The organism is Brevibacterium sp. CT2-23B (assembly GCF_013168765.1).
GTDB classification, from domain to species: domain Bacteria; phylum Actinomycetota; class Actinomycetes; order Actinomycetales; family Brevibacteriaceae; genus Brevibacterium; species Brevibacterium sediminis.
The window spans coordinates 162235-187610 of the sequence record NZ_JABBYK010000003.1 but is presented as its reverse complement, the minus strand read 5'-3'; the positions used below and the strand labels follow the sequence as shown (position 1 = coordinate 187610).

The window sequence follows — 25376 nt, the reverse complement described above, 5'->3', positions numbered from 1 at the left end:
AGCGTGAGGATCGGAATGACACCGATCATAGGAGATATGACCATGACCGACTTCTTCGACCGCGAGAACGACCGCAAGTACGACAGGGCCTACAAAGAAACCACTCCCGACATCCTCAAAGCCTTCGGCGAGTTCAACAACGCCGTCTTCGCTTCCGAAGGTCGCGAGATCCCGCTGAAGTACCGTGAGCTGATCGCCTACGCCGTCGGCTTGACCACCCAGTGTGCCTACTGCATCGATGCGCATTCGAATGCAGCCGTCAAGGCCGGCGCCACGGAGACCGAACTGGCAGAGACTGCCTGGACCGCCTCGGCTCTTCGTGCCGGTGGAGCCTATGCCCACGGTCGTTTGGGCTTCAAGCTCACCGGGGTCCACGAGCACTGAGTTCGCCCCGGGTCGAGTCCCGATTGCCTAGACTGAGAGGCGATCATGAGTGACGAGCCCCGCACCCTTCCGCGCAGAACAACCCGTTCCCGCCCGCACCGCATCCTCGTGCTGGCACTGGACGGGGTGTCTGCCATGGATCTCGGCGTCCCCGTCCAGGTCTTCGGCCGGGAGTCGAACGCAGCCACAGACCGCACCCGCGCCGAGGCGGCCCCGCGCTCCCAGCCGAATCCGAGCGGTGAGGCGGCTTCCGCCGTGCCCGGCGGACGGGCGACGACCGTCCCTGCAGGGGTCTGGCCCTACGAGGTTGAGGTCTGCGGCATCGCTGCAGGAAAGGTGACCGGTTCGGACGGGCTCGACTATTCCGTCGACCAGGGACTTCACGCCCTGGAGACCGCGGACACGATCATCCTGCCGGGTGCCACCTCGGCGGTGGCAGAAGAACCACCGGCCTCGGTCGTCGGGGCGCTCCTCTCGGCTTTCGAACGCGGCGCGCGGATCGCTGCCATCTCCACCGGCACCTTCGTCCTCGCGCGCACAGGTCTGCTCGTCGGGCGACGCGCCACCACGCACTGGTCGACGGCGAAGGAGCTCGCCCGACGGTTCCCCTCGATCAAAGTCGACGAGAACGTCCTCTTCATCGACGAAGGGCAGCTGCTGACCTCCGCCGGAGCCGCCTCGGCGATCGATCTGTGCCTCCATCTCATCCGCAGCGATCACGGCGTCGGACTGTCCAATCAGGTCGCCCGGCGGCTCGTCGCCGCCGCCTATCGCAGCGCCGGCCAGGCGCAGTACGTGCCGCGCAGCGTGCCTGACCCGCTCGGCGACGACTTCGCCGACACCCGCGAATGGGCGCTTCAGCACATCGGCGAGAAGATCACCCTGCGGGATCTCGCCGCCAATGCCGGAGTCTCCGTGCGCACCTTCTCCCGCCGTTTCGTCGAAGACACCGGCTACACACCCATGCAGTGGGTTCTCAGAGCCCGAGTCGATGTCGCCCGGGAGCTCTTGGAGAACTCCGACCTGGGCATCGAGCAGATCGCTGACCAGGTGGGACTCGGAACGGGTGCGAATCTGCGGATGCACTTTCAGCGCATCCTCTCGACCTCCCCGAACGACTACCGTCACTCCTTCCAGGGCTGAAAGCGGGCGCTCGCCAGGGCGAGGATCTGACACTTCCGGGCCGAGCTGGAGCATTTTTCGGCACATTTCAGGGGCCAAGATCACACGAAGACTACGCTGGCCAGAAACTTTCGACCTTTGGCAATACGACTGGCGAGAACCTTGCGTAGATTGTCTGTCTGGCCACTGTTGACGTTTGTGGAAATCGCCCATGATGGAGATATCAAGACGAATCCCGTGTTCAACATCTACAAGGAGTGACATTGACTCGCATCGCCATCAATGGTTTCGGTCGCATCGGACGCAGCACCCTGCGCGCGCTGATCGAGCGCGGCAGCGAGCTCGAGGTCGTGGCCATCAACGACCTGGGCCCCGTGGACGATCTCGCTCGGCTGCTGAAGTTCGACACCACCCTCGGGCGCTTCAACCATGACGTCGAGGCCACGGATGATGAGATCGTCATCGACGGCAAGGCCATCAAGGTCTTCGCCGAGAAGGATCCGGCCAAACTGCCCTGGGGTGAGCTCGGCATCGACATCGCGCTCGAATCGACCGGCCGCTTCACCAAGGCCGAAAAGGCCAGCGCCCACATCACCGCCGGCGCGAAGAAGGTCCTCGTATCCGCTCCCTCGAAGGGTGCCGACGTCACCCTCGCCTACGGAGTGAACAACGAGGCGTACAAGCCCGAGCACACCGTCATCTCCAACGCCTCCTGCACGACGAACGCCCTGGCCCCGCTGGCCAAGGTCCTCGACGACCTCGCCGGAATCGAGCAGGGCTTCATGACCACCGTCCACGCCTACACGGGTGACCAGATGGTCCAGGACGGCCCGCACAAGGATCCCCGCCGTGCCCGCGCCGCCGCCGAGAACATGATCCCCACCTCGACGGGTGCGGCCAAGGCAATCGGCCTCGTCCTCCCGCAGCTCGACGGCAAGCTGTCCGGCGATGCCATCCGCGTGCCGGTCCCGGTCGGATCGATCGTCGAGATCAACACGACCGTCTCCCGTGAGGTCACCCGCGACGAGGTGCTCGACGCCTACAAGAGGGCCGCCGAGGGTGAGCTCAAGGGCATCCTCGACTATGAGACCGAGCCCGTCGTCTCCTCCGATATCGTCGGTCAGCCCGCTTCGTCGATCTTCGACTCCGCACTTACCCGCGTCGTCGGCAGCCACGTCAAGGTCGTTGCCTGGTATGACAACGAGTGGGGCTTCTCCAATCGTGTCGTCGACAACCTCGAGTTCATCGGCAAGAACTGACGTTCTCCGCTGATACTCGCCTGATCTTCATCGGCGATATCCGCCGGTGACTTCGAACGTCGCCGAGGTGGTTGCTCGGCGCCGACGGATGCACCTGTGGCCTCGAATCCGCTCCGCGCGGATTCGAGGCCACAGTCGTCGCAACGGAATTCCCGGAAGTCACAAGGGGACTCCCTGGCAGGGCTTCGCCTCACCGAGGAGGCCCTGCGTCTGCGCGCGGCGCTCAGACGTCGTCGGCGCCGGGGGTGCCGCCTTCGTCTTCCCAGCGTTCGATGGCGCGGACCTTTGCGCGGCTGAACTTCAGGCGGATGCCGTAGCCGCCTTCCTTGCCGTCGGGAATGAACCGCGCGCCGTACTGTTCGAGGGCGAGGATGAGTCGACGCTCCTGCTCGGCGGTCAGGTCCGCTGTCCCCTTTTCGTAGTCCTTGAGTTCGGACTTGTCGATCTCAGCTTTGTCTGCCACGTGCTTGGCCGAGACCTGGCAGAGGATCCGCGTTGCGCGTGCCAGGGGACCGTCGATGATGATCTCTTCTGTGCTCATGGCTCCACTTTGCCAGAGGCCATGATGGCTGCCAAGGACGGGCGACCGGCCTCTTGGCCTGATTCGCCGCCGGCGGCGAATTGGGATCGCTGCGCACATCTCAGCCCGGTGCAGTGTGTAGAAGCAGGTGAAACTGCGGACCAATGGTGTTCTATTCATTCCCGAGCAAGTCATGTCAGTGCCGCGGTCTAATGTTCTGTCCACGCATCCGACATCGGAGTCGGAGGTGACGCGTCGCAGGGTGCGGCGCACGACGGAAGGTCAGAACAATGATGATCACGACCAACAGCGTCGCTCGTTTGGCGCAGAGGTGCGGAGAGTTCCTCGGCGACTTCGGCCAGACGATGACACCGAGCTACCCGGCGAGCCTCGCGCTGTGCATCCTCGACGCAATCTATTCGACGGGCTCCCACCCGACGGCGGTGGATAAAGTCGTCGCCCGGTACATCGCCCAGCACGGAGACACCCATGGAGCGAAGTCGCTGCGCTACTCGATCGCCGCCGCAGGTGGGGCACGTCCGTGGGCTGAGTTCGAGGCGTGCAACCTCAAACCGGCCAGCACCCGCCCGGGGGCGGTGCTCAAGGCCGAGGTCGTCGACGACGCCACCCGAGTCATGGCCGACTATGGGATCGATGATGTCGGTGATCTGCTTGAAGCGGTCGGCGAGGGAGTCGGCAACGATGCGTTCTACAACGACGTCTCGAAGGCCTGGCGAGCTCTGCCCAGCCAGAGCTCGGGCATCACGTGGCTCCACCTGCTGATGCTCGCCGGGTGCCCTCAGTTCGAGGTCGACGACAAGGTGGTCGGATACCTCGCCGAGGTGGCCGACCCCGAAGCCGATCTCACCGTCGACTACGTGCACGATGAGATCCACGCAGTCGCCCGCGTGCTCGACACCGAGGTGTCAGCCGTCCGAAGGATCGTCTGGCAGGCTTCGCACGGCCGTATCCTCTCACTGCTCAAGGACGAGGACCTTCTGCCGGCTGACGGTCCGATCGAGGGTCCTGAGACGTCCAGTTCGGTCTGGGAGTTCAGCCCGGAACCGGTGGCGGGCAGGCCCTTCTGAACCGTGTCGAGCAGTGCGCTCGGCTCAGCGACCCGCGTTGCGCCGGTGCTGTGCGGCCAGCCGCACCGGCGCGTTCGGGGCGCCGTATCCCTGGTAGTCATTGCGGCGTTCGACCATCTCGAAGAACACCGATCCGATCGTCGAGGTGTAGAAATGGAGGAACTCGCCGCTGCCGTCGCGGTCGTAGAGGATGTTGTTCGCCCGCAGCCGTTCGAGCAGATCGGGGGCGAGATCGAAACGAGCCTCGAGATCCTCGTAGTAGTTCTCGGGAACAGGCAGGAAGTCCAACCCTCGTGAGACCGCGGTCTCTGCGGCCGTGAAGATGTCATCGCAGGCGAGAGCGACGTGCTCGGGGTAGCCACCGGTCGTCGAAGTTTCGGCAGAACGCGGCGCGAGGTTGAGCGGCATGCGGATCGCCCCGTCGGAGCTTGCCATCACCTGCGACCGGACGAGACCTGAGGGGCTGGGCACATCGTTCGAGACCTGAGCGTGGAGCGCGAGAAGAGAGGTGTAGAAGAGCACCGCTTCGTCATAGTGGTGGGCCGGCTGTGCGAGGTTGACGTGGTCGATGGCCGAGCGGCGATCGTCGGGGACGTTGCCGAACTCCTCGGTCCACGTGGGGTCGATGCCGGTTCCGTTGCCGAAGAATACCTCGGACCCGTCGGGAGCGAAGACGCCGCGCAGGATCTCCTCGTCATGGGCCTGGTCGCGGGGGACCTCGGTCGCCTGGAGCAGAATCGCCCGATTGATCGCGGCGTCGGCATCGGCCACGGCGAAGCCGATGCCGTGCAGATGGGTTCCCGATCCGGTGGGTGCGCCAGAGGGCTCGGATTCCACGGGGTCGACACCAGCGGATTCGGTGACGACGATGCGTGCCTGTCCGCGACGCCACAGCTGGACGTGCGGCTTCGTGCGGTGGAATCCGACGAAGCGGAATCCGAGCTGGTGGATTTGCCGGGTCAGTGCCCCGAGGTCGTCGGTGCCGAGCTCGACGTAGTCGACGCCGCGAGGTTCGGCGACCTCGGGCAGCCGCTGCAGGTCGAGACGCACTCGTCCCGCACCGGCGGCTGCAGGAGTGCCGCTGGCCGAACCCGGGTCATTGTCCTCAGACACCTGATCCGCGGTCGCCGCCTCGAGCCACCGCAGGGAACGCAGTCCGTCGACGGCGGTGCGCTGGGTGTCGGCCTGTCGGAAGGAGTCGTTGAAGACTTCGAGCGACACCGGTCCAGCATAACCGGTCCCGGCGACGCGAGCGAGGAAGTCGGTGAGGTCCCACGAGCCTTCGCCGGGGAAGACTCGGTGGTGACGGGACCAGCTGAGCACGTCCATCGACAGGGCCGGAGCGTCGGCGAGCTGGAGGAAGAAGATCTTCTCGCCCGGGATCTCGGCGATGCGTGACAGGTCCGTACCGCGGGAGAGGATGTGGAAGCTGTCGAGGCAGGTGCCGATGCGCGGATGGTCGGCGGCCTTGACGAGGTCCCAGGCGCGATCGTATTCGGAGACGAATCGACCCCAGGCCAGCGCCTCGTAGGCGACATTGATGCCGTATCTCTCTGCCAGATCGCCGAGGCGGCGCAGCTGATCGACGACGACCTCATCGTTGTCGATGGTTGCGGTGGCGACGTTCGAGCACAGCAAGATCGTGGTCATACCCATTCGACTCATCAGCTGGAACTTCGCCTCGGCCCGGGTCAGATTGGCGGCGAACTGCTCGTCATCGACGCCTTCGAAATCGCGGAAGGGCTGATAGAGGTCAAGACTCAGTCCGAGCTCTGCGGCCAGTGCAGCGGTCGCTTCGGGGGAGTTGGGGGAGACGATGAGATCCTGTTCGAAGATCTCGACCCCGTCGAATCCTGCCGTTGCGGCAGCCTGCAGCTTCTCCTCGAGCGTGCCTGACAGGCACACCGTGGCAATCGAGGTTTTCATCGTGACCTTTCCTCGTGGACGACATCGATCTCTTCCAGGCTCAGTCCCTTCGTCTCCTTCGCCGTCATCGCGACCAGGCCGACGACGACGCAGACGCCCGCGGTGAACGCGGCGACCAAGACCCAATTCTCTCCTCCGGCGCCGGCGACAGCGGAAACGAGGACCGGAGCCAGACCGCCGGAGACCGCGAATCCGACCTGTGTGCCCAGCGCCAGACCTGTCACTCGTGCCGTCGTCGGGAACATCTCGGCGTAGAACGAGGGCCAGATGGAGTTGGCCAGCGAGTACGCGCAGCCGGACATGATGGCGCCGAAGACGAAGATGAGCGGCCAGTTCCCGGCCGAGACCGCACCCAGGTACGGGAACATCATCAGACCCGATCCGACGGCGCCGGTGATGAAGATCGGCTTCCGGCCGAATCGGTCGGAGAGCAGTGCGGCCGCCGGGATCGCGAAGAGGGCGACACCGTTGGCGATGACCGAGACGAGCAGCATGGTCGAACGCTCGAGGCCGACGATCGACGTGGCGAACGACAGCGACCAGACGGTGAAGACCATATTCACGGTGTTGACCATGGCGCACACGGCCACGCGGACGACCGCAGCCTTGTGCCACCGGAAGACCTGCATGAGCGGTGGGTTCTCAACCCGCGACTCCTTGAATGCCGGCGGCTCCTCGAGCCCGCGACGGATGAGCCAGGCGGTGAGCACGACCAGTGCCGACAGCCAGAACGGTACACGCCAGCCCCAACTGAAGAGTGCTTCGTCAGGGAGGAAGGCAGTGAAGGGAATGAACACGGCTGTGGCCAGCAGGGTGCCGGCCTGAGTGCCGTGCAAGGTCCAGCTCGTTGTCCACGACCGCTTCGCCTCGTCCGAATGTTCGAGGGAGACTGAGATTGCGCTCGCCTGTTCACCCGAAGCCGACAGGCCCTGGATGATGCGGCAGAGCACGAGCAGGGTCGGAGCGAGCATTCCGACCTGGTCATAGGTCGGCAGGCAGCCGACGACGAAGGTCGACACGCCCATCATGAACAGAGTGAGCATGAGGACGAACTTGCGACCGAAGCGGTCACCGAGCGGTCCCATGATGAGCGCACCCAGCGGACGCACGACATAGGCGACCCCGACCGTACCCATCGCCAGCAGAATGGCGATCCCCGGTGCGGTGGTCTCGGGGAAGAACAGAGTGTTGAGCACCAGCGCTGCCGCGGTCCCGTAGACCGCGAAGTCGTAGTACTCCAGGGCCGAACCCGTCCAACTCGACAGGGCCGCGCGCAGCGGTGTCTTCTTCGTGGGGCGAGCTTCCTCGATCGCGTTGCTCATGCTTCCTCGCATTTCTCACTCTCAGGACTTATCAACGGCCTCGGCGCTGTCGCGCGTTCATCGGACCGACACTGCATTGCCATAGTGTGGCAATAATTGTTACATTGTGGTTTACAGTGTGATTGAGATGACATAGCCTGTCAACGTGGAACGAGGGAATTCTGCTTTCCGGACTCACGAACCACCTGCACATACTGCCCCAGCACCACCGAACTGCCACAGCAACGCAAGGAGGCGAAGCATGCCGCCCAAGGGCTCGAACTCGGTGACGAAGACCTTCGAGATGCTCGAACTCCTCGGCGAATCACCCGAGGGGATCAGCGCCGCCCAGGCCGCCGAGACGACCGGCTATCCCTTCTCGACCGCCTACCGCCTCCTCGGCGGGCTCGTCGAATCCGGGTATGCCAGCTTTGATGCGCGCACGAAGATCTACACCCTCGGGATGGAGGTCTTCCGCCTCGCGCAGAAGGTCGCGCACCGGCAGGGGCTGTCCGGAGCGACGAAGGATCTGCTGCAGGAACTGACGAAGTCCACCGGCGAATCGAGTATCCTCGCCGTCCGTCGCGGCAATGCCGCACTGACTGTGCTCACCGTCGACGGCCCGCAGTTCCGCACGACCACCGACCCCGGCGACGAATCTCCGCTGCATACCTCGGCGATCGGTCAGGCTCTGCTCGCCCATGATCCACAGGCCGACGCCACCGTCGACGCGCTCGACCTCGTCGCTCGCACCCCGAACTCGATCACCGATACGGCGAAGATGCGCACACGTCTCGAACAGATACGCGCCGACGGCTGGGCGGGACAGTCCGAAGAGAACGACATCGGCATGAATGCCCTGGCCGTGCCCGTCTTCGACCTCGACGGCACCTTGCTGGCCTCGCTCGCGCTCGCCGCTCCGGTCTTCCGCCGCAGCCTCGACGAGCTCATCGAATTCGTCCCCCGACTGAACGAAACCGCGGCATTGATCGCCGCCCGATTCCCGAGGTGACCATGCCCGCAACCACTGCCGAAGCTGCATCTGGCCCAATGACTCCCCGGCCCGAGATCCTTGTCCTCAACGGACCCAACCTCAACCTCCTCGGGGAGCGCGAACCGGAGATCTACGGCCGCACTGCGCTGGCCGATATCGAGGCCATGTGTGCCGACACCGCCGCCGAGGCGGGGCTGAGCGTTCGCTGCATCCAGAGCAACCATGAGGGTGGGCTCATCGATGCCGTCCATGCGGCCCGGCGCTCCACGGTCGGTGCGATCATCAACGCCGGAGCGTACACGCACACCTCCCTGGCCCTGCACGATGCGCTGAAATCCTATGACCACCCGATCATCGAGGTGCATCTGAGCAACCCGCATGCGCGGGAAGCCGTGCGCCACCACTCCTATCTCTCACCCGTGGCCGCGGCCGTCATCGCCGGAGCCGGTGCGAAGGGCTACGTCCACGCGGTCGAGATCCTCATCGACCACCTCACGAACGCGAAAGCGAGACTATGACCTCATCCCTCCTCCTCGGCCTCATCGGCGATGGCATCTCCGCCTCCCGCACCCCGCGGATGCACGAGAACGAAGGTGCCGCACGTTCCATCCCCACGATCTACCGCACCATCGACATCAGCAGCCCCCACCTCGCCGAGGCGACACTGACGGAGCTGCTCACCGCAGCGATCCGCCTCGGTTTCGACGGGCTCAACATCACTCATCCGTTCAAGCAGCAGGTCATCGGCCTCCTCGATGAGGTCGATCCCGTGGCCGCGCGCATCAATTCGGTCAACACCGTCGTCATCGACAGCGCCGGACGGACGACGGGATACAACACCGATGTCACCGGTTTTGCCGCCGGATTCCGTGCCGGACTGGACGGTGCGGCCACCGAGGAGGTCGTGCAGATCGGTGCGGGCGGTGCCGGGCGTGCGGTCGGGTTCGCCCTCGCCGAACTCGGAATCGGCGAGCTCATCATCGCCGACACCGATGTGCAACGTGCCGAAGGACTCGCCACGGACATCGTAGAAACGACATCGGTCGGAACTCGGGCGCGAGCGATCGGGCTCGATGAGCTGGAAGGGGCGGCCGCCTCGGCGCAGGGGATCGTCAACGCCACCCCGGTGGGGATGAAGGCGTACCCGGGAACTCCGGTCGACACTTCCGTGTTCGGGTCGGATACCTGGGTGGCCGACGTCGTGTACTTCCCACTCGAGACGCAGCTGCTCGCCGAAGCCAGAGCGAAGGGCTGCCGCACGCTCGACGGATCGGGGATGGCGGTCAATCAGGCCATCGACGCGTTCGAACTCTTCAGCGGCCAGAAGGCCGACCCGCAGCGCATGCGTGAGACCTTCCTGTCCTTCGGTTCCTGATCCGAGACACCTGACCAGGATCCGAAGCGGCTCCCGGTTCGGCGGGAATGGTCAGTTCTCGGAGGTGCCGCCTGCGGCTTCGGCCTTCTTCTGCTTGCGGTATTCCTTGAAGAAGCTGATGGCGAAGATGCCGACGATCAGGGCCAGGGTCAGCCACAGGGCGTACTTGTCGATGACCTTGAGGATGTCGACCGCGGCCTCTCCGAGCTGGTAGCCCAGGAATGTCCAGATGAGCGTGAAGATGAGGCAGCCGAGGAGGTCGGCGACGAGGAACAGCGACAGGCGCATCCGCGTCCACCCGGCGACGAGGTAGACGAGGGTGCCCGGGATTCCCGGGCAGCGCGAGATCAGCGTCATGAGGAACAGCGCCCAGTTCGGGATCTTCTTCAGCTGGTTGATGCGTTTGAGCTGGCGTTCGTTCTGCGCGAAGAGCCGCAGCACACCGTCGCCCCACCGGCGCCCGGCCAGCCAGAACGCCCAATCGAGTTTGGCCATGCCGACGAAACCGGCGACGATGACCAGCCACAGCGGGATCTCACCGACGCGGGCATAGGCGGCGGCAGCGACGATCGAGGTCTTCGCGCCGTTGATGAATTCCTGGACGACCGGGGCATTGACGAGCATCCACGGTCGCAGCGGCATGAGGCCGAGGTAGATGAGCGGGACGCCGATGATGATGAACAGCAGCAGCTTGTCGAGGCCTTGAGCCTTGCCCTGCCAGGGTTTGATCGCCGCCCACGGATTCTCCTTGGCCTCGGACTCGGAGGTGGCATCCGGCTCAGTGTTTGCGGAACCGTCTGCCTGCGCGGAACCATCGTCCGGCTCGGGGGACTCGGGCATCGGCGATGAGGAGTCTGCGGATACGTGCTCAGCCTCGTCGCGGTCCGCGCGATCGTCGCTCATCGGTGGGCTCCTGCGGGTCGTCGTGGCGGTCGGCGCTTACGGTATCACAGGCGCCCGAACACTCCACCTAAGAAGACTCTCATCGCCTCCGGCTCGACTTTGCGGCAGGCCTTGGGCAATGTGGACGGTATGGGTGGACGATCGAAGATCATCGGCTGGATTGTGGCCGGTCTCGTTGTCATGCTCGCACTGCTGACCGTGCTCATCGTTCGCAACACCACCCAAGCGGACCCGCCGGATCTCAGCCCGGTGGAAGTCACCCCCGAACCGACGGAGACCTCCAAGACGTCGGATGCAGACGCTGACAGCTCTGCCGACGAAGACTCGACTGGTGCTTCCGACACCGGCACCTCCGCTGCCGAGGACTCAGATGTCGCGGACTCCGGAGGCGAGGATTCGCGAGAACCTGATGAGATCGAGCACTCCTACGAACCGGTGCCCAACCCGCCTCGTGAAGTCCCCGACGACGATGATGACGGGGACGACGACGGCGACGATGATGACCGGGACGACGGCGACGATGACGATGACGGGGACGACGATGACGACTGAACGGCGCGTCGGGCTGACCGTTCAGAACCGGTTGACCATCACCGTTGCCGCACTGTCCGTGCTCACCCTCTCCATCGTCGGCCTCATCCTCTACACCGTAGAGTCGAACAACGTCTCCAGCCGGACCACCGCCTCGATGTCCCAAGAGGTCGACGAGATGCGGACGTTCTCCGAGAACGGGATCGATCCGCAGACCGGCAGACCATTCGCCTCCGTCGATGAGATCCTCAGCAATTTCCTCGCCCAGAACAGGCCGGACGAGGACGAGGTGCTGTTCGCGTTCCTCACCGACGGCCGCGTGCTCTATCAGGGTGAACCGAAGGACCTCCTCGGCAGGTCGAGCGACTTCGAGAAAGCCGTAGCCGGGGTGGCCGAGAAAGGCGGGGAGATCCGCCTGACCGTCGGTGACGTCGAATACGAAGGCTTCGTCCTGCCCATCGCCGGCACCGAGGCGGGAGCGGGCACGGCCACGGACACCCAGACCGCGCCCACCGATTCGACGTCCCGGACGAAGGGCGTCGGCGAGGTGGCGGGCGGAGCGGCCGCGACGAACGGGGCGGGAGCCTTCGTCGTCGTCCACAACGTCTCGGCCAGCCATGCCGACCTCGTGCAGATCATGCAGATCTATGTCGTCGTCGCGCTCGCCGCCACTCTGCTCATCGCCGGACTCTCCTCACTTCTGGCGCGCCGGCTGCTGTCACCGGTGACCGAGCTGAGGCAGACCGCGCAGTCGATCTCCGGCGGTGATCTCAGCAGTCGTCTGGAGACGAAGGGCCATGACGACATTGCCGAACTCGGGCACACCTTCAACGAGATGCTCGATCGCCTCGAGGCGGCTTTCGAAGCTCAGCGGCGCTTCCTCGACGACGTCGGGCACGAGCTGCGCACGCCACTGACCATCCTCGGCGGTCACCTCGAGACGATGAATGCAGAGGACGTCGGCGATGTCGAGGAGACCCGGGCGATGCTGCTCGATGAGACGGATCGGATGGGTCGCCTCGTCGAGGAGCTGCTCCTGCTGGCTCGTGCCCGCCGCCCTGATTTCGTGCGTTTCGCCGAGGTGGACCTCAGCGGGGTCGTGTCCGATTCCCTGGCGAAGGCCAAAGGACTGGGCCACCGGGAATGGGGCCTCGAGGCGCCCGAATCGCTGAGTTTCCGCGGGGATCGACAGCGCCTGACGCAGGCGCTTCTGCAGCTGGCGTCCAATGCCGTCGAGCACACCGAGGACGGTCAGAAGATCGTCTTCGGTGCCCGGGACGACGCCGAATCCGTGCACATTTGGGTCCGCGACGAAGGCAAGGGGGTGCCCGACGAGATCGCCGAGGACATCTTCGACCGATTCTGCCGCGGGTCGACCGAAGGGGCCGGGTTCGGGTTGGGACTGTCGATCATCTCCGCCATCGCCGAGGCGCACGGAGGCACGGTCGTGCTCGACCGGACCACCGTCGGTGCACAGTTCCGCATGATCCTGCCGAAAGGACAGAAGTGAAGAGCATTCTCGTGATCGAGGACGAGGCGCGGATCTCCGCCTTCATCTCGAAGGGCCTGACCGCCGCCGGGTTCAGTCCGCAGACCGCCGCAGACGGACTCACCGGGCGAGATCTGGCATTGACGGGCGACTTCGCGCTCGTCATCCTCGACATCGGTCTGCCAGTCCTCGACGGTTTCACCGTGCTCGGGCAGCTGCGTGAACGGCGACCCGAACTGCCGGTGCTCGTGCTCACCGCCCGGGACAACCCGGACGACACGATCTACGCTCTCGAGTCCGGGGCGGTCGACTATATGATCAAGCCCTTCCGGTTCGCGGAGCTGCTGGCTCGCGTTCGTCTGCGGCTCAAGGAGAGCCCGCAGGAGCAGGAAGCCACGGAGCTCATCCGCGATGAGGTGCGCATCGACCTGCTCAAGAGGCAGGTGTGGGTCAGAGACCGTCTCGTCGACCTCTCGGCTCGGGAACTGTCCCTGGCCGAGATCCTGCTGCGCAACAGAGGCAACGTCCTCTCCCGCGAACAGCTGCTCTCCCACGTGTGGGGATTCGACTTCGACCCCGGCTCGAACGTCGTCGACGTCTACATAGGGTACCTGCGCAAGAAGCTCGGCTCTGATTTCGTCACCACGGTGCGCGGCTTCGGATACCGCGTGGACTGAACCTAAGATCTTTCTCATCCGCGTCTTAATCTCATCTTAATCACAGCCGACAAGCTGAGATGTATGAGACGACGATTGAGAATCGCACTGTTCTCCCACGACTCGCTGGGACTGGGCCACATCCGCCGCAACAGGGCGCTGGCCTTCGCTCTGGCCCGAGACCTGCCGGCACTGACCGGCCGGGAGGTCTCCGGTCTGCTCATCGCCAGCAGTCCTGAGGCCACGCGATTCGGCCTGCCGGATGGGTGGGACTGGGTGATCCTGCCCGGAGTCACCCCCGCCCCCGGCGGTTACGTCCCACGGGCACTCGCCTCCTCGATGCAGGGCCTGCGGGCACTGCGAGCGGCGGCGATCTCGGCGATCCTCGACCAGCAGCGACCTGAGCTCTTCATCGTCGACCGGCACCCCTTCGGCATCGGCGGCGAGCTCGCCGACGCCATCGACCAGGTCCGCGATTACGGCTGCCGTACGGTCCTCGGGCTGCGCGAAGTCCTCGACACCCCGTCCGTCATCGCTGCCGAATGGGAGAAGGTCGGAGGGCCCGCACGTGTGGCCGAATCCTTCGACGAAGTCTGGATCTACGGTGACCCGGACGTCTACGATCCCCGGTCCACCGGGGAAGTGCCAGCTCCGCTTGCGGCCAAGGCCGTGACCACCGGCTACCTGTCACAGGACCGCCCCGATGACGGCGGTGTTCTGCCGGCAGGCACCGTGGCTGCGGGTGTCGTGACGGCAGACGTCGAGACGGCAGGGGGCAGAACCCGGCCCTTCGTCCTCACCTGCCTCGGCGGGGGATCCGACGGCGGCAGCCTCGCCTCGATCGCAGTGGACGCCGAACCGCCCGATGGCCACCGTCACCTCGTCGTCACCGGTCCGCAGATGGACACCGAGGAGTTCGAACGACTGCGTGCCCGTGCCGGTGCGGCCACCACAGTCATCCGTCACTGCGACGACATCCCAGGACTCGTCGCCGCCGCCGACGCTGTCGTGTGCATGGGCGGGTACAACACTCTGGCCGAACTCATGGCCACCGATACCCCCGCTCTCGTCGTCCCCCGCAAGGGACACCGGGCCGAACAGCCCAGGAGGGCATTCGCCCTCGCCGCAGCCGGAGCGGTCGACGCTCTGACGATCGACAACCTCGACGCCGATGCGCTCAGCCAATGGTTCGACGGCCGGGTCGGACGACCCACAGACCGCTCCCATATCGATCTCACCGGATTGGCCACCGTTCCCCGCCGGGCAGCCGAACTCATCGCTGATGTCCGCGCCGAGGCAACGGCACCCGGATCCGCAACCGCACTGACGCCGACAACCGCACCGGCGTCAACCGCACCGGCGTCAACAGCGCCGACGGCGACTGCAGCCGCCGGCACAGCACCGTCCGCCCGTCTGCCCATCACCCTGGAGGAGACCAGCCATGCTGTCTGAACAGACACCAAACCCTTCAACACCGGCACCGCGTCCACCGGCAGCCCCGACCGCTCGACCGGAAAGACATCTCGGCCGCCGCGCCTACGTGCTCAAGATGTACCCGCGGTTCTCCGAGACCTTCATCGTCTCCGAGATCCTCGCGCGTGAAGCCGCCGGAGAGGACCTCGTCATCTTCTCCCTGCGCCCGAGCACGGACACCCGCTTCCATCCCGAACTCGCTCGCGTCCGCGCCGAGGTCATCCACATCGACCGGCCCTCGAGCGCCCGCAGCTTCTGGCAGTCCTTCGCCGAGGCGGCAGCGGAACCGCGCGTGGCCGCGGCAGTGTCGGACCACCTCGGCGAACTTATGGAACTGGGCCACGATGATGCGATCCAAGCTCTCACCCTCGCCCGGTTGGCCCTCGACCACGAGGTCACCCACCTGCACGCGCACTTCGCGTCGGTGTCGACGACCGTGACTCGGGCCGCCTCGGCGCTGACGGGGATTCCCTACTCCTTCACCACGCATGCGAAGGACATCTTCCACGAGGATGTCGTGCTCACCGATCTGGCCCGCAAGACCGCGGACGCCGACCACGTGATCGCGATCAGCGATTTCAATCGCCGCTACCTGTCGCGGGTGCTCGGCCCCGAGTTGGCCGACCGGGTCGTCGTCGTGCGCAACGGCCTCGAGATCGATCGCTTCCCGTATCGGCCCAAGCAGGGCGCGACGGGCGAGGTGCCCTCGCTGCTGGCCGTCGGCCGCCTCGTCGAGAAGAAGGGATTCGCCCACCTCCTCGACGCGCTCGCCCGCCTCCGGGCCGACGGCATGAGCTGCCGTCTCGACCTCGTGGGCACCGGCCCCCTCGAGGAGGAGCTGCGGACCCGGTCCCACACACTCGGACTCGACGACCTCGTCACCTTCCACGGAGCGCTGACCCAGGCCGAGGTCCGCGACATGCTCACCGACCATGACATCCTCGTCTCCCCGTTCGTCATCGGCACCGACGGCAACGCCGACGGCCTGCCCACCGTGCTGCTCGAGGGCATGGCCACCGGAATTCCCTGCATCGCCGGGGCCGTCACCGCCGTGCCAGAGGTCATCGACCATGGCCGGACCGGGTGGCTCGTCGACGGTACCGATGAGGCGAACATCGCCTCCACCATCGCCGAGGTGGCCGCCGCCCTCCGCACGGATCCCGCCGGTATCCGTGCCGTCACCGATGCCGCCCGTGACCGGGTGTGCCGCCTGCACGACTCGGGCGTCCAGGCCGGGCAGCTCGCGAGCCTGGCCGACGCTGCGGCGGTGCCTGGGGCAGTTCCTGCCGTTCCGACAGTCCGTGAAATGGAGTCAGTGTCATGAGAATCGCCTATGTCCTTCTCGACCCCGGCATCGGAGTCTTCGGCACGAAAGGTGCCAGCGTCCACGTCCAGGAGGTCGTGCGCACCTTCCGAACACTCGGCCATGAGGTCAGCGTCTTCTGCACCCGCACCGATGACGACGTGCCCTCCGACCTCGCCGACCTCGATGTCACCCGCCTCGAGGTGCCCCGTGGTCTTGACCGCTCCCAGCGTGAGATCGTACTGTTGCGACTCTCCGATATGCTCGCCGACCTGGTCACGGACACGGTGGCCGCCTCGGGGCAGGGATTCGACCTCGTCTACGAACGGTATTCTCTGTTCTCCACGGCCGGTGCCGGGATCAGCCAGCGCCTCGACGTGCCTTTGATCATGGAGGTGAATGCGCCTCTGCTGGAGGAGCAGCGGACCCATCGCGGACTCGTCCACGCCGAACACGCCGCCCGTGCCACGGCGGCAAGTTTCGCCGGAGCCGCACGCATCGTGTGCGTGAGCGAACTCGTCGCCGACTGGGTCCGCACCGACTATCCCGGCCTCGGCGACGTCAGCGTCGTCCCGAACGGAGTGAACACGGAACGGATCACTCCACGGCCAGATCACGACAGCCTCGGCGGGGAAGGATGCGGGTCGCCCAGCGGTCGCTCGATACGGGAGGACCGCCCCGGTGGGGGACCTCCGAGTGTTCACGGTCCGGTGCGGATCGGGTTCGTCGGCACGCTCAAACCCTGGCACGGCACGGATCGGCTCATCGCCGCCTGCGCCGGACTGGTCGGGGACTTCCGTGTCGACATCGTCGGCCATGGCCCCGAATCCGAGGCGCTGGAGAATCAGGTGCGTACGCTCGGGTTGGATGGGCGTGTGCGTTTCCACGGTGCTCTGGCACCCGAAGCCGTGCCGGAGGCGCTGCGCGAATTCGATATCGCGGTCGCCCCGTACCCGGCAGGGGAGAACTACTTCTCCCCTTTGAAGGTCTACGAATACCTGGCCGCCGGACTGCCCGTCGTTGCATCGAGCGTCGGTTCGATCCCCGGCGTGCTCGCAGGAACCGGAGCCGCGATCCTCACCGACCCGGCCGACCCCGCGGACCTCGCCCGCGCACTGCAGAGACTCATCGACGACGGCGAACTGCGCGCGAGGATGGGAGCACGCGCCCGCGCAGAGGCCCTGACCAGCCATTCCTGGATGCGCCGGTGTCAGCAGATCCTCGCACCGGTGACGGGAACCGCCGGCGACACAGCTGCCGGAGAAACCGATGCCGCACCTATCTGCGAGGAAACGTCCGTATCGGGACGGCGCCCCGCCTCGGCGGTGATCTCATGAGCGGCAAGAAGCTCACGGCGTCCGCGCTGCGGCGGACCCTGCGGATCATCCGCCCGCACCTGCGTCGGCACACGTGGCTGATCATCGGCGGGATGGCCGCACTGCTGGCCGACGTCGTCTTCCGTATTCTCGAACCGTGGCCGATCAAGATCGCCGTCGACGCCGTCACCGCGGCCCTGGGCGCCCAGATCGCCCCGACGTTCGGCCTCGACGCCGGAGTGGGTACGACCCTTGCAGTCGTGGCCATCGGCCTGGCCGTCATCGTCGGCGGACGGGCCGCGGCGAACTACGCCTCGACGATCTGCTTCGCTCTCGTCGGCGCCCGTGTCGCCACCCAGCTGCGCTCACGGGTGTTCGATCACGTCCAGTCCCTGTCGCTGCGCTACCACTCGAAGGCCTCGATCGGAGACACCTCACAGCGACTCGTCGGCGACATCGGACGGCTGCAGGAAGTCGCCGTCACCGCCGGGCTGCCCCTGGTCGGCAATGTCATCACGCTCGCCGTCCTACTCGTCGTCATGGTCGTCCTCGACCCCGTGCTCAGCGCCATCGTGCTCGTCACGGCGGCGGTCTACGGCCTGCTGTCGAAGGTGGCGACCCCGAAGATCACGAAGGCCTCCCGGTCCACGCGCAAGGGTGAGGGCCGACTGGTCGGATCCGCCGCCGAGGCGCTCGGTGCCATCCGCGTCGTCCAGGCCTACGGACTCGAGAAGACCGTGGCCCGCGACTTCGCCGACGGCAACGAACGCGCACTCAGGGCCGGGGTGCGGGCACGCCGTCTGGCGGCCGGGCTCGAGCGCTCCACGGATGTTCTCGTCGGCATCTCGCAGGCTCTCGTTCTCGCCTTCGGCGGGTGGCAGGTGCTGCGCGGGGCGATGTCTCCGGGCGACCTCGTCCTCTTCCTCCTCTACTTGAAGATCGCGATGAAGCCGCTGCGGGACATGGCCAAGTACACCGGCCGGATCGCTCGCGCGGCCGCCTCGGGGGAGAGGATCGCCGACCTCCTCGACGAACCCGTCGAGATCGCCGACGCCCCCGACTCAGTGTCCATGGGCCCGGTCTGCGGCGACGTCGTCTTCAACCGCATCACCTCGGCCGATGGGCATGGCAGGCCGCTGTTCGACGAGCTGGACCTGCTCATTCCGGCTGGACAGAAGGTCGGGATCCTCGGGGCCTCCGGGGCCGGAAAATCGACCCTGATGAGCTACCTGCTGCGGTTGTCGCAGCCGGACTCCGGGTCGATCTACCTCGACGGCTACGACACCCACAACGTCACTCGCGCCTCCCTGCGGCAGAACGTGTCGGTCCTTCTCCAGGAGTCCGTGCTCTTCGCCGCGAGCGTGCGCGAGAACATTCGCTACGGTCGGCTCGATGCCACCGACGCCGAGGTGGTCGCCGCCGCCCGTGCGGCCCGTGCCGATGCGTTCATCCGCTCTCTTCCCGACGGCTACGACACCGAGCTCGGCAACCGAGGGGACACGCTTTCGGGTGGGCAGCGGCAGCGGCTGGCCATCGCTCGCGCCCTCGTCCGCGACGCCCCGGTCGTCGTCTTCGACGAAGCGACGACAGGGCTCGATCCGCAGACTCGCGCCGAGGTGGCCGATTCAGTGTCCGCGCTGACGACGGGCCGGACGAGCATCGTCATCAGCCACGACGTGGCGATGATCCGCGGACTCGACCGTGTGGTGTGGCTCGAGGACGGTCGGGTCGTCGAGGACGGAACACCGAGCGAGCTGGCTGCGGCTGCGGACTCGCGCTTCTCCCGGTGGATCCGTTCGCAGGCCGACGAAGCCGACAGCGTGCCGGGGCGAACGATGGGGGCGGAGCCGTCCACGGTCGCGGGACCACGTCCGTCCGAACCGCCCACCGTCGGCAGCGCCCCCACCTATGCAGGAGCCTCATCATGACCGCATCGATTTCCGACCCGGTGAACGACTTCGTGGACACGAGATTCGCCCTGTTGCCCTATATCGACGAACTGCGATCGGCAGACGAGCTCTCCCGACGCCTCGGCTTCGCGGTTCGTCCTCGCCGTGTCCGTGTCAAACCGGGGAAGAGCGCCATCGTCGCATGGCAGCGAGAGGAGCCCAGCCGCCTCGGCGAATTCGATGGTTGGGGATTCACCGCGGTTTTGACGAGCCCGGACAAGCTCGCCAATGCTCGGCGGCGGGCCGCTCGGCACGGGCAGGAGCTGGTCGTCCACGAGGCTGCCGACCCGCGTTCGGCGGGTGCGACCGGTGCCGTGCTGGTCACCGGCGGAGTGCTGGCCGACCCCAGGATCGGCAAGCATGTCGCACGGACACTCGACCACCTCGGCGGGGATCTGCGGATCATCGGATACAACCCCGCCAGGCGGCTGCTGCTCAAGCACACCCCGGCCGATGGGGCGCCGGAATTCGTGCGGATCGCCGCCGACTCCCAGATCCACCTCGCCGAGGCAGCCGACCGTTGGCAGCGAGCGGAGCTTCCCAGCCTGCCGGTCGAGTTCGTCGGCGGACGTGACACCGCCACACGTTCGCCGTGGTGGGGGACCGGTGACCTGAGCGATCGACCGGATCCGAATGTCGCCGAGGAAGTCGGCGTGATCATCGCCGAACTGCACAGAGGCGGTGTGTCTGATACACGTGCACTGCCGGACGACGAAGGCGATCCGGGAGAATCCGCGGGCGTGCAGGCAGACAAAGTTGGCGCTTCGGCAGGGGAGGACGGACGCGCGCTCGACTCTCCGCTCGACCAACTCGAGACCACCAGCCGGTCGCTGGTTCGTCTGCTCCCGGAACGAGAGACTGACATCGTCGGACTGCTCTCCGAACTGAGCCGACGACTCGGACCGAATCGAGGCCTCGGGCCGAAGCGGGAACTGCGGGAGATCCACGGGGACCTCAGCCCCGACCAGGTGCTTCTGGCGAATTCCGAGTGCCGGATCATCGACCTCGACCGGTCCGGGTACGGGCCGATCGGGATGGATCTGGGGCGATGGATCGCGGCCTGCCGCGTCGATTCCCGGTTGCACGAGCTCGAGCACCCCTTCATCGACGGCTACCGTTCCGCCGGCGGCGAGGAGACCGACCTGGGCGCATGGACGGCGTGGGCGATCCTGGTGGCCGCGCTCGAACCCTGGCGCAGCTGCTCCGAGACCTGGAGGGACGAGACGATGCGGATCATCGACCTCGCGCGCACCGCCTTGGAAGGGAACGCCCCGACGACGGAGGTCGCACCATGACCGGGACGAAGCAGACCGTGACGAAACAAGCCGTGACGAAGCAGACCGCGGCGACGCAGGTCGCGACGAAGCAGACCGTGACGGAACAGGCTGCGACGAAGTGGGGCGCGGCACTGCAGATCCCCGACGCAGTGACAATCGACGGACAGGACTGGAAAGTGCGTCGAGCCTGGCCCGCAGGAGACAGCCGAATCGCGTGGGAGGCTTCTCTTCCTGGCCAGGGGATCCGGGTCGGCTATCTCGACGAACGCGGCGTGACGGTCCTAGACGCTGACCGTGACCCGAAGCTGCCGGGTCTCGCCAGGCTGCTCGCAGACGGAGGCAGGTTGGTCTCCCATCGGCCGGGCAGACGCGCCGTCGTCCGTCTGCGCGACGGCAGCTTCGCCAAATGCGTGCGCGACGGAAAGGCCTCCGACGTCATCGCGGGACAGCGCCGAGCGGTTGGGTTCCTTCCCGGTTTCGCCCTCCCGCAGGTGCTCAGTTCGGATTCTTCGACCGTTGTGCTAAGCGTGGTGCCCGGGGTCGAACTCCATGATCCAGCCGAGCTCGGCGAGGAGTGGTCACGCGCCTGGGCCGAGTCCCTCGACGCCTGGGCTCAGGCAAAGGCACATCCGACCAATACCGTGCCAGCGGCTGCGCCGAAACTGCCGACCGCGATGCTGTTTCATGGGGCTGCGGACGAGGTCGAAGTGCTCCACTTATGGCGTGAGCGCGCCCGTCCTCTGCTGGAGACCACGCGGACTGTGCGAGGGGAGACTCTGCTCGCCGACGTGGACGAACTCATCGCAGAGGTCACGGTCGAACTCGACGACGGGGCCGCCTCGGCGAGGGACGGATCGATCGGGCTCATCCACCGGGACCTGCACGATAAGCAGATCATGTGGGATCCGGTCTCCGGACCGGGACTGCTCGACGTCGATACGGCGTGCCGGGGTGAACGGGCGCTCGACCTCGGAAACCTCTGCGCGCATGCCCGGTGGCGCACCGAGCAGGGACTGTGGACCTCCGCCGAGGCGGCCGTGGTCATCGATGAGATCGCCCGGGTCGCCTCAGCGGCGGGGATCGACCCGGCCAGGGTGAGTGTGTACGAACGAGCCACCCTCATTCGGCTCGCCTGCGTCTACGCTTTCCGACCCGCGTGGAGCGACCGGATCGGATGGCTGCTCGAGGCGGCCCGCTAGATCTCACTCCGCGGTGCTTCGGCGAGCATCTCCCCAGATGTCGACACCGGAGTCGACGGCGAATTCGTCGATTGCCGTGAGCTCTTCATCGCTCAAGGGTGCCGCGTCGAGAGCCGCGACATTGTGCTCGAGCTGTTCGACACGGCTGGCCCCGATGACCAGCGAAGACACTCGGTCATCCCGCAGTGCCCAGGACAGGGCGAGCTGTGCCAACGACTGACCGCGAGCGGCCGCGATGTCGTTGAGCCCGCGGATCCGGGCGAGGTTGTCGGCGCTCAAGAACCCGTCCTTGAACGATGGCTTCGCCTTGCCCGCGCGCGAATCTTCGGGCACTCCGCCGAGGTACTTGTCCGTGAGCAGGCCCTGCGCCAGCGGGGAGAAGCAGATGACACCGAGCCCTTCGTCAGCGGTAGTGTCGAGGAGCTCATCATCTTCGATCCACCGGTTGATCATCGAGTACGACGGCTGGTGGATGAGCAGGGGAGTGCCGAGATCGCGAGCGATCTGCGAGGCCCGGGCCGTATCGGCGGCGGAGTATGAGGAGATCCCGGCGTAGAGCGCGCGACCGGAGCGCACGGCGGTGTCGAGTGCGCCGATGGTCTCCTCGAGAGGCGTCGAAGCATCGGGGCGGTGGGAGTAGAAGATGTCGACATAGTCGAGGCCGAGTCGGCGCAGTGACGCATCGAGGCTGGCCAGAAGGTATTTGCGGCTGCCGCCGGGACCTCCATATGGGCCGGGATGCATGTTCCAACCGGCCTTCGTCGAGATGATGAGCTCATCGCGGTAGGGGCGGAGGTCTTCGCGCAGCAGCCGGCCGAAGTTCGTCTCCGCCGAGCCCGGGGGAGGACCGTAGTTGTTCGCCAGGTCGAAGTGCGTGATGCCCATATCGAAGGCGCGACGAACGATATCGCGCTGGTTCTGGAAGGCGACATCGTCGCCGAAGTTGTGCCACAGTCCCAGTGACAACGCAGGCAGGACGAGTCCGGATCGGCCGACGGGGCGATAGGTCATCGAGTCGTAGCGGTTCTCGGCTGCTAGGTACACACGGACTCCCTGAGCTGGGTGGAAGAGGTCGTATCCCAGCTTACGGGCGAGCGGCCAGCGTGCACACGCAGGCGCGATTGCCGTCGGCGTCGGCAAGGACGGTGAATGACGGCGCCTGGGACTCGTCGACGATCGTGCCTCCGGCGTCGACCGCGGCTCTGATCCGCTCCGGCGCGACCGCCGCCGGCACGGAGACATCGACGTGCAGACGCTGGTGCGGCATGGCATGTTCCTCGCAGTCCTGGAACCACAGCAGCGGCATCTGTCCGGCAGGATCGACGACATCGGGTCCGGAGACGTTACTCGCATCCCCGGTCAGGAGCGCCGCCCAGAACGGGGCGATGGCGTCCTGGTTCGCGGTGTCGAGGCCGAGTTCGAGCAGTGCCGGGATGGTCGGGTCCGCCTTCACCCCCGCCGAGGCGGCCGCCTCGCTGATCTGTCCCGCGAGGTTGAGGTCGCGTTCGGTCACGGCACCGGTGTCGTGGCTGGTCAGGCGGATGTCGACGTGGGGGAAAGTGAGCGTGACATCGGGATGGTGGCCGGCCGCCTCGGCGAGGGACCCGATCTCAGCCACGAGATCGAGCCCGGTCGCGAAGTCGCCTGTGAGGAACCGGGCGCCGATGCAGTCCGGCAGCCCCTGCCAGTCGCCGAGCCCTTGGGAGTCGAGTGCGTCGAGCAGCTTCTGTCCGGTATATGCAGTCATGGCTTCATGCTAGGGACTTCTCCCTCCCACGTGAACCCCTCGCGTGCGAACCCCTCGTTCCCGGATCCAGCAGGCAGGGGCGTAACGTTGCCCCAGTGATTGGCTCAACCGCATACCTCGTGACGCTTCTCTTCGCGTCGATCGCGCTTCTCATCCTCCTCATCAACTGGAAGACGAAGCTGCATCCGTTCCTCGCTCTCCTCATCACCTCCGCCGTGACGGCACTGGCCGCCGGTGAAGAGATCGCCAAGATTCCGGAGACGATCGCCGCCGGAGCCGGCGACACCCTCGGCGAGACCGGTGTCGTCGTCGCCCTCGGAGCGATGCTCGGACGGCTTCTGGCCGACAGCGGCGCCATCCAGCGGATCGCGAACCTCGTCATCGAGCACTCCTCGCCGAAGGCCGCACCGTGGATCATGACGGGAGTCGCCTTCATCATCGGCATCCCGATGTTCTTCGAGGTCGGCCTCGTCGTCCTCATCCCGGTCATCTACGCGGTCGCCTCGCAGCTGGAGAAGAAGACCGGGCAGAAGAAGCTGTGGTACCTGCGCATCCTCGTTCCCGCGATCGCCGCGCTCGCCTGCCTCCACGGCATGGTTCCGCCCCATCCGGGACCGCTCATCGCTGTATCCGGACTCAACGCGAACGTCGGAATGACCATCGGCCTCGGCCTCGTCTGTGCGATCCCCACCGTCATCCTCGCCGGCCCGGTCTACGCCCGCTGGATCGCCCCACGGGTCAAACTCGAACCGACCGCTGACCTCATCGACCAGTACACCGGAGCCCGCGCCGAGGTGGACCAGAAGGAACTGCGAACGATTCCGGTCTGGCTCGCCTTCGTCACCGTCCTCGTCCCCGTCGTGCTCATGCTCGTGCACACCGTCGTTCAGCTCGTGGCGCCGGAGTCCTCGTTCGAACCCATCGCCGAGGTGATCGGCAACCCGATCATCGCCATGCTGGCCGGAGTCGTCTTCGCCGCCATCGCACTCGGATGGACCTCGGGAATGGGCGGCGAGCGGATCCGCAGTTCCTTCGGCGACAGCCTCAAGTCGATCGCCGGAGTCATCCTCATCATCGGCGGCGGTGGTGCCTTCAACGAGGTGCTCAAGGACTCAGGCATCGGCGACGCCGTCGTCGGCGCGACCTCTCATCTGGAGATGAACCTCATCCTGCTCGGCTGGTTCATCGGCATCCTGCTGTCGTTCGCCACCGGATCGGCGACCGTCGGAATCACCTCGGCCACCGGCATCGTCGCCCCTCTCATCGGTGATCACTCCGGGGCATACGTGTCTCTGGTCGTCATTGCGATCGGCTCGGGATCGATCGGTCTGAACTGGGTCAACCATGCGGGATTCTGGTTCGTCAAGGAGAGCTTCGGCATGACGATCGGTCAGGCGACGAAGACTCACATGATGGTCCAGACTCTCGTCAGCGTCTTCGGGCTGATCTTCGCCTTCCTGCTCTCACTGCTCTTCGTCTGACGGGTCTCCGCTCGCCCGGTCTCAGCCCGCCAGCCCGGCCACTGACCGCCTGCCCTCTGCTCGCCCGACCTCCGCCGGCCCAG

Annotated in this window: 23 protein-coding genes; 17 read left to right on the top strand and 6 right to left on the bottom strand. The window is 66.1% G+C overall.

Annotated elements, in window-relative coordinates; genetic code table 11:
- Positions 1-36 precede the first annotated feature (36 nt).
- The 3 genes from HIM68_RS09460 to gap all read left to right on the top strand — a co-directional run bounded on the left by HIM68_RS09460 (position 37) and on the right by gap (position 2765).
- Complete coding sequence (locus HIM68_RS09460; protein ID WP_253903874.1) at positions 37-384, top strand: carboxymuconolactone decarboxylase family protein; 348 nt, start codon at positions 37-39, stop codon at positions 382-384.
- Positions 385-429: 45 nt separating this feature from the next.
- The gene (locus HIM68_RS09455; protein WP_172171668.1) at positions 430-1527 is read left to right on the top strand and encodes a GlxA family transcriptional regulator; all 1098 of its coding nucleotides are present in this window, start codon (positions 430-432) and stop codon (positions 1525-1527) included.
- Positions 1528-1769: 242 nt separating this feature from the next.
- Positions 1770-2765 carry a type I glyceraldehyde-3-phosphate dehydrogenase gene (gene gap / locus HIM68_RS09450; RefSeq protein WP_172171666.1) on the top strand — a complete coding sequence of 332 codons (996 nt, stop codon included), beginning with the start codon at positions 1770-1772 and terminating at the stop codon, positions 2763-2765.
- A 223-nt stretch (positions 2766-2988) separates the two neighbouring features.
- Here gap and HIM68_RS09445 read toward each other — a convergent pair whose 3' ends face one another.
- Positions 2989-3306, bottom strand: coding sequence for a transcriptional regulator (locus HIM68_RS09445; protein WP_092010600.1), 318 nt, complete (start codon positions 3304-3306; stop codon positions 2989-2991).
- Between the two features lie 269 nt (positions 3307-3575).
- Between HIM68_RS09445 and HIM68_RS09440 the strand changes: the two genes are divergently transcribed.
- Positions 3576-4373, top strand: a complete 798-nt coding sequence (locus tag HIM68_RS09440; RefSeq protein ID WP_172171664.1) for a hypothetical protein — start codon at positions 3576-3578, stop codon at positions 4371-4373.
- A gap of 24 nt (positions 4374-4397) precedes the next feature.
- Here HIM68_RS09440 and HIM68_RS09435 read toward each other — a convergent pair whose 3' ends face one another.
- Positions 4398-6299: a bifunctional sugar phosphate isomerase/epimerase/4-hydroxyphenylpyruvate dioxygenase family protein gene (locus tag HIM68_RS09435; protein ID WP_172171662.1), complete on the bottom strand. Its 1902-nt coding sequence runs from the start codon at positions 6297-6299 to the stop codon at positions 4398-4400.
- Positions 6296-7621 carry an MFS transporter gene (locus tag HIM68_RS09430; RefSeq protein ID WP_172171660.1) on the bottom strand — a complete coding sequence of 442 codons (1326 nt, stop codon included), beginning with the start codon at positions 7619-7621 and terminating at the stop codon, positions 6296-6298. The genes HIM68_RS09435 and HIM68_RS09430 overlap by 4 nt, the downstream gene beginning before the upstream one ends.
- 241 nt (positions 7622-7862) lie before the next feature.
- Between HIM68_RS09430 and HIM68_RS09425 the strand changes: the two genes are divergently transcribed.
- The 3 genes from HIM68_RS09425 to HIM68_RS09415 are packed head-to-tail and all read left to right on the top strand — an operon-like array spanning position 7863 to position 9969.
- A complete protein-coding gene (locus HIM68_RS09425) occupies positions 7863-8612 on the top strand; it encodes an IclR family transcriptional regulator (RefSeq protein ID WP_139467997.1) in 750 nt (249 codons plus the stop codon).
- A 2-nt stretch (positions 8613-8614) separates the two neighbouring features.
- Positions 8615-9112 carry a type II 3-dehydroquinate dehydratase gene (aroQ, locus tag HIM68_RS09420; RefSeq protein WP_253903873.1) on the top strand — a complete coding sequence of 166 codons (498 nt, stop codon included), beginning with the start codon at positions 8615-8617 and terminating at the stop codon, positions 9110-9112.
- Positions 9109-9969: a shikimate dehydrogenase gene (locus HIM68_RS09415; protein WP_172171658.1), complete on the top strand. Its 861-nt coding sequence runs from the start codon at positions 9109-9111 to the stop codon at positions 9967-9969. The genes aroQ and HIM68_RS09415 overlap by 4 nt, the downstream gene beginning before the upstream one ends.
- Positions 9970-10020: 51 nt before the next feature.
- On the opposite strand, the gene HIM68_RS09410 is transcribed toward HIM68_RS09415, so the two are convergent.
- Positions 10021-10872 (bottom strand): DedA family protein, encoded by an 852-nt coding sequence (locus HIM68_RS09410; protein WP_172171656.1) that lies wholly within the window; start codon positions 10870-10872, stop codon positions 10021-10023.
- 129 nt (positions 10873-11001) lie between these two features.
- On the opposite strand from HIM68_RS09410, the gene HIM68_RS09405 reads away from it, so the two are divergent.
- From HIM68_RS09405 to HIM68_RS09365, 9 genes are all read left to right on the top strand, one after another.
- The gene (locus HIM68_RS09405; protein WP_172171654.1) at positions 11002-11424 is read left to right on the top strand and encodes a hypothetical protein; all 423 of its coding nucleotides are present in this window, start codon (positions 11002-11004) and stop codon (positions 11422-11424) included.
- The gene (locus HIM68_RS09400) at positions 11324-12913 is read left to right on the top strand and encodes an ATP-binding protein (RefSeq protein ID WP_367647490.1); all 1590 of its coding nucleotides are present in this window, start codon (positions 11324-11326) and stop codon (positions 12911-12913) included. Before HIM68_RS09405 ends, HIM68_RS09400 begins: the two co-directional genes overlap by 101 nt.
- The gene (locus tag HIM68_RS09395) at positions 12910-13569 is read left to right on the top strand and encodes a response regulator transcription factor (RefSeq protein WP_172171652.1); all 660 of its coding nucleotides are present in this window, start codon (positions 12910-12912) and stop codon (positions 13567-13569) included. The genes HIM68_RS09400 and HIM68_RS09395 overlap by 4 nt, the downstream gene beginning before the upstream one ends.
- 75 nt (positions 13570-13644) lie before the next feature.
- Positions 13645-15000: a glycosyltransferase family protein gene (locus tag HIM68_RS09390; RefSeq protein ID WP_253903872.1), complete on the top strand. Its 1356-nt coding sequence runs from the start codon at positions 13645-13647 to the stop codon at positions 14998-15000.
- Positions 14990-16345, top strand: a complete 1356-nt coding sequence (locus tag HIM68_RS09385) for a glycosyltransferase family 4 protein (protein WP_172171648.1) — start codon at positions 14990-14992, stop codon at positions 16343-16345. Before HIM68_RS09390 ends, HIM68_RS09385 begins: the two co-directional genes overlap by 11 nt.
- Positions 16342-17661 (top strand): glycosyltransferase family 4 protein, encoded by a 1320-nt coding sequence (locus HIM68_RS09380; protein ID WP_172171646.1) that lies wholly within the window; start codon positions 16342-16344, stop codon positions 17659-17661. The genes HIM68_RS09385 and HIM68_RS09380 overlap by 4 nt, the downstream gene beginning before the upstream one ends.
- Positions 17658-19568 carry an ABC transporter ATP-binding protein gene (locus HIM68_RS09375; RefSeq protein WP_172171644.1) on the top strand — a complete coding sequence of 637 codons (1911 nt, stop codon included), beginning with the start codon at positions 17658-17660 and terminating at the stop codon, positions 19566-19568. Before HIM68_RS09380 ends, HIM68_RS09375 begins: the two co-directional genes overlap by 4 nt.
- Positions 19565-20884 (top strand): phosphotransferase family protein, encoded by a 1320-nt coding sequence (locus HIM68_RS09370; protein WP_139468009.1) that lies wholly within the window; start codon positions 19565-19567, stop codon positions 20882-20884. The genes HIM68_RS09375 and HIM68_RS09370 overlap by 4 nt, the downstream gene beginning before the upstream one ends.
- Entirely contained in the window at positions 20881-22065 is a 1185-nt protein-coding gene (locus tag HIM68_RS09365; RefSeq protein ID WP_172171642.1) for a phosphotransferase, read from the top strand. Before HIM68_RS09370 ends, HIM68_RS09365 begins: the two co-directional genes overlap by 4 nt.
- A 3-nt stretch (positions 22066-22068) precedes the next feature.
- Here the strand turns inward: HIM68_RS09365 and mgrA are convergent, their stop codons facing one another.
- Positions 22069-23109: an L-glyceraldehyde 3-phosphate reductase gene (gene mgrA / locus HIM68_RS09360; protein ID WP_172171640.1), complete on the bottom strand. Its 1041-nt coding sequence runs from the start codon at positions 23107-23109 to the stop codon at positions 22069-22071.
- A 40-nt stretch (positions 23110-23149) separates the two neighbouring features.
- On the bottom strand, positions 23150-23812 hold the full coding sequence (locus HIM68_RS09355; protein ID WP_172171638.1) for a VOC family protein: 663 nt from the start codon (positions 23810-23812) through the stop codon (positions 23150-23152).
- A gap of 95 nt (positions 23813-23907) precedes the next feature.
- Between HIM68_RS09355 and HIM68_RS09350 the strand changes: the two genes are divergently transcribed.
- Positions 23908-25293 carry a GntP family permease gene (locus HIM68_RS09350; protein WP_367647489.1) on the top strand — a complete coding sequence of 462 codons (1386 nt, stop codon included), beginning with the start codon at positions 23908-23910 and terminating at the stop codon, positions 25291-25293.
- The last annotated feature ends 83 nt before the right edge of the window (positions 25294-25376 follow it).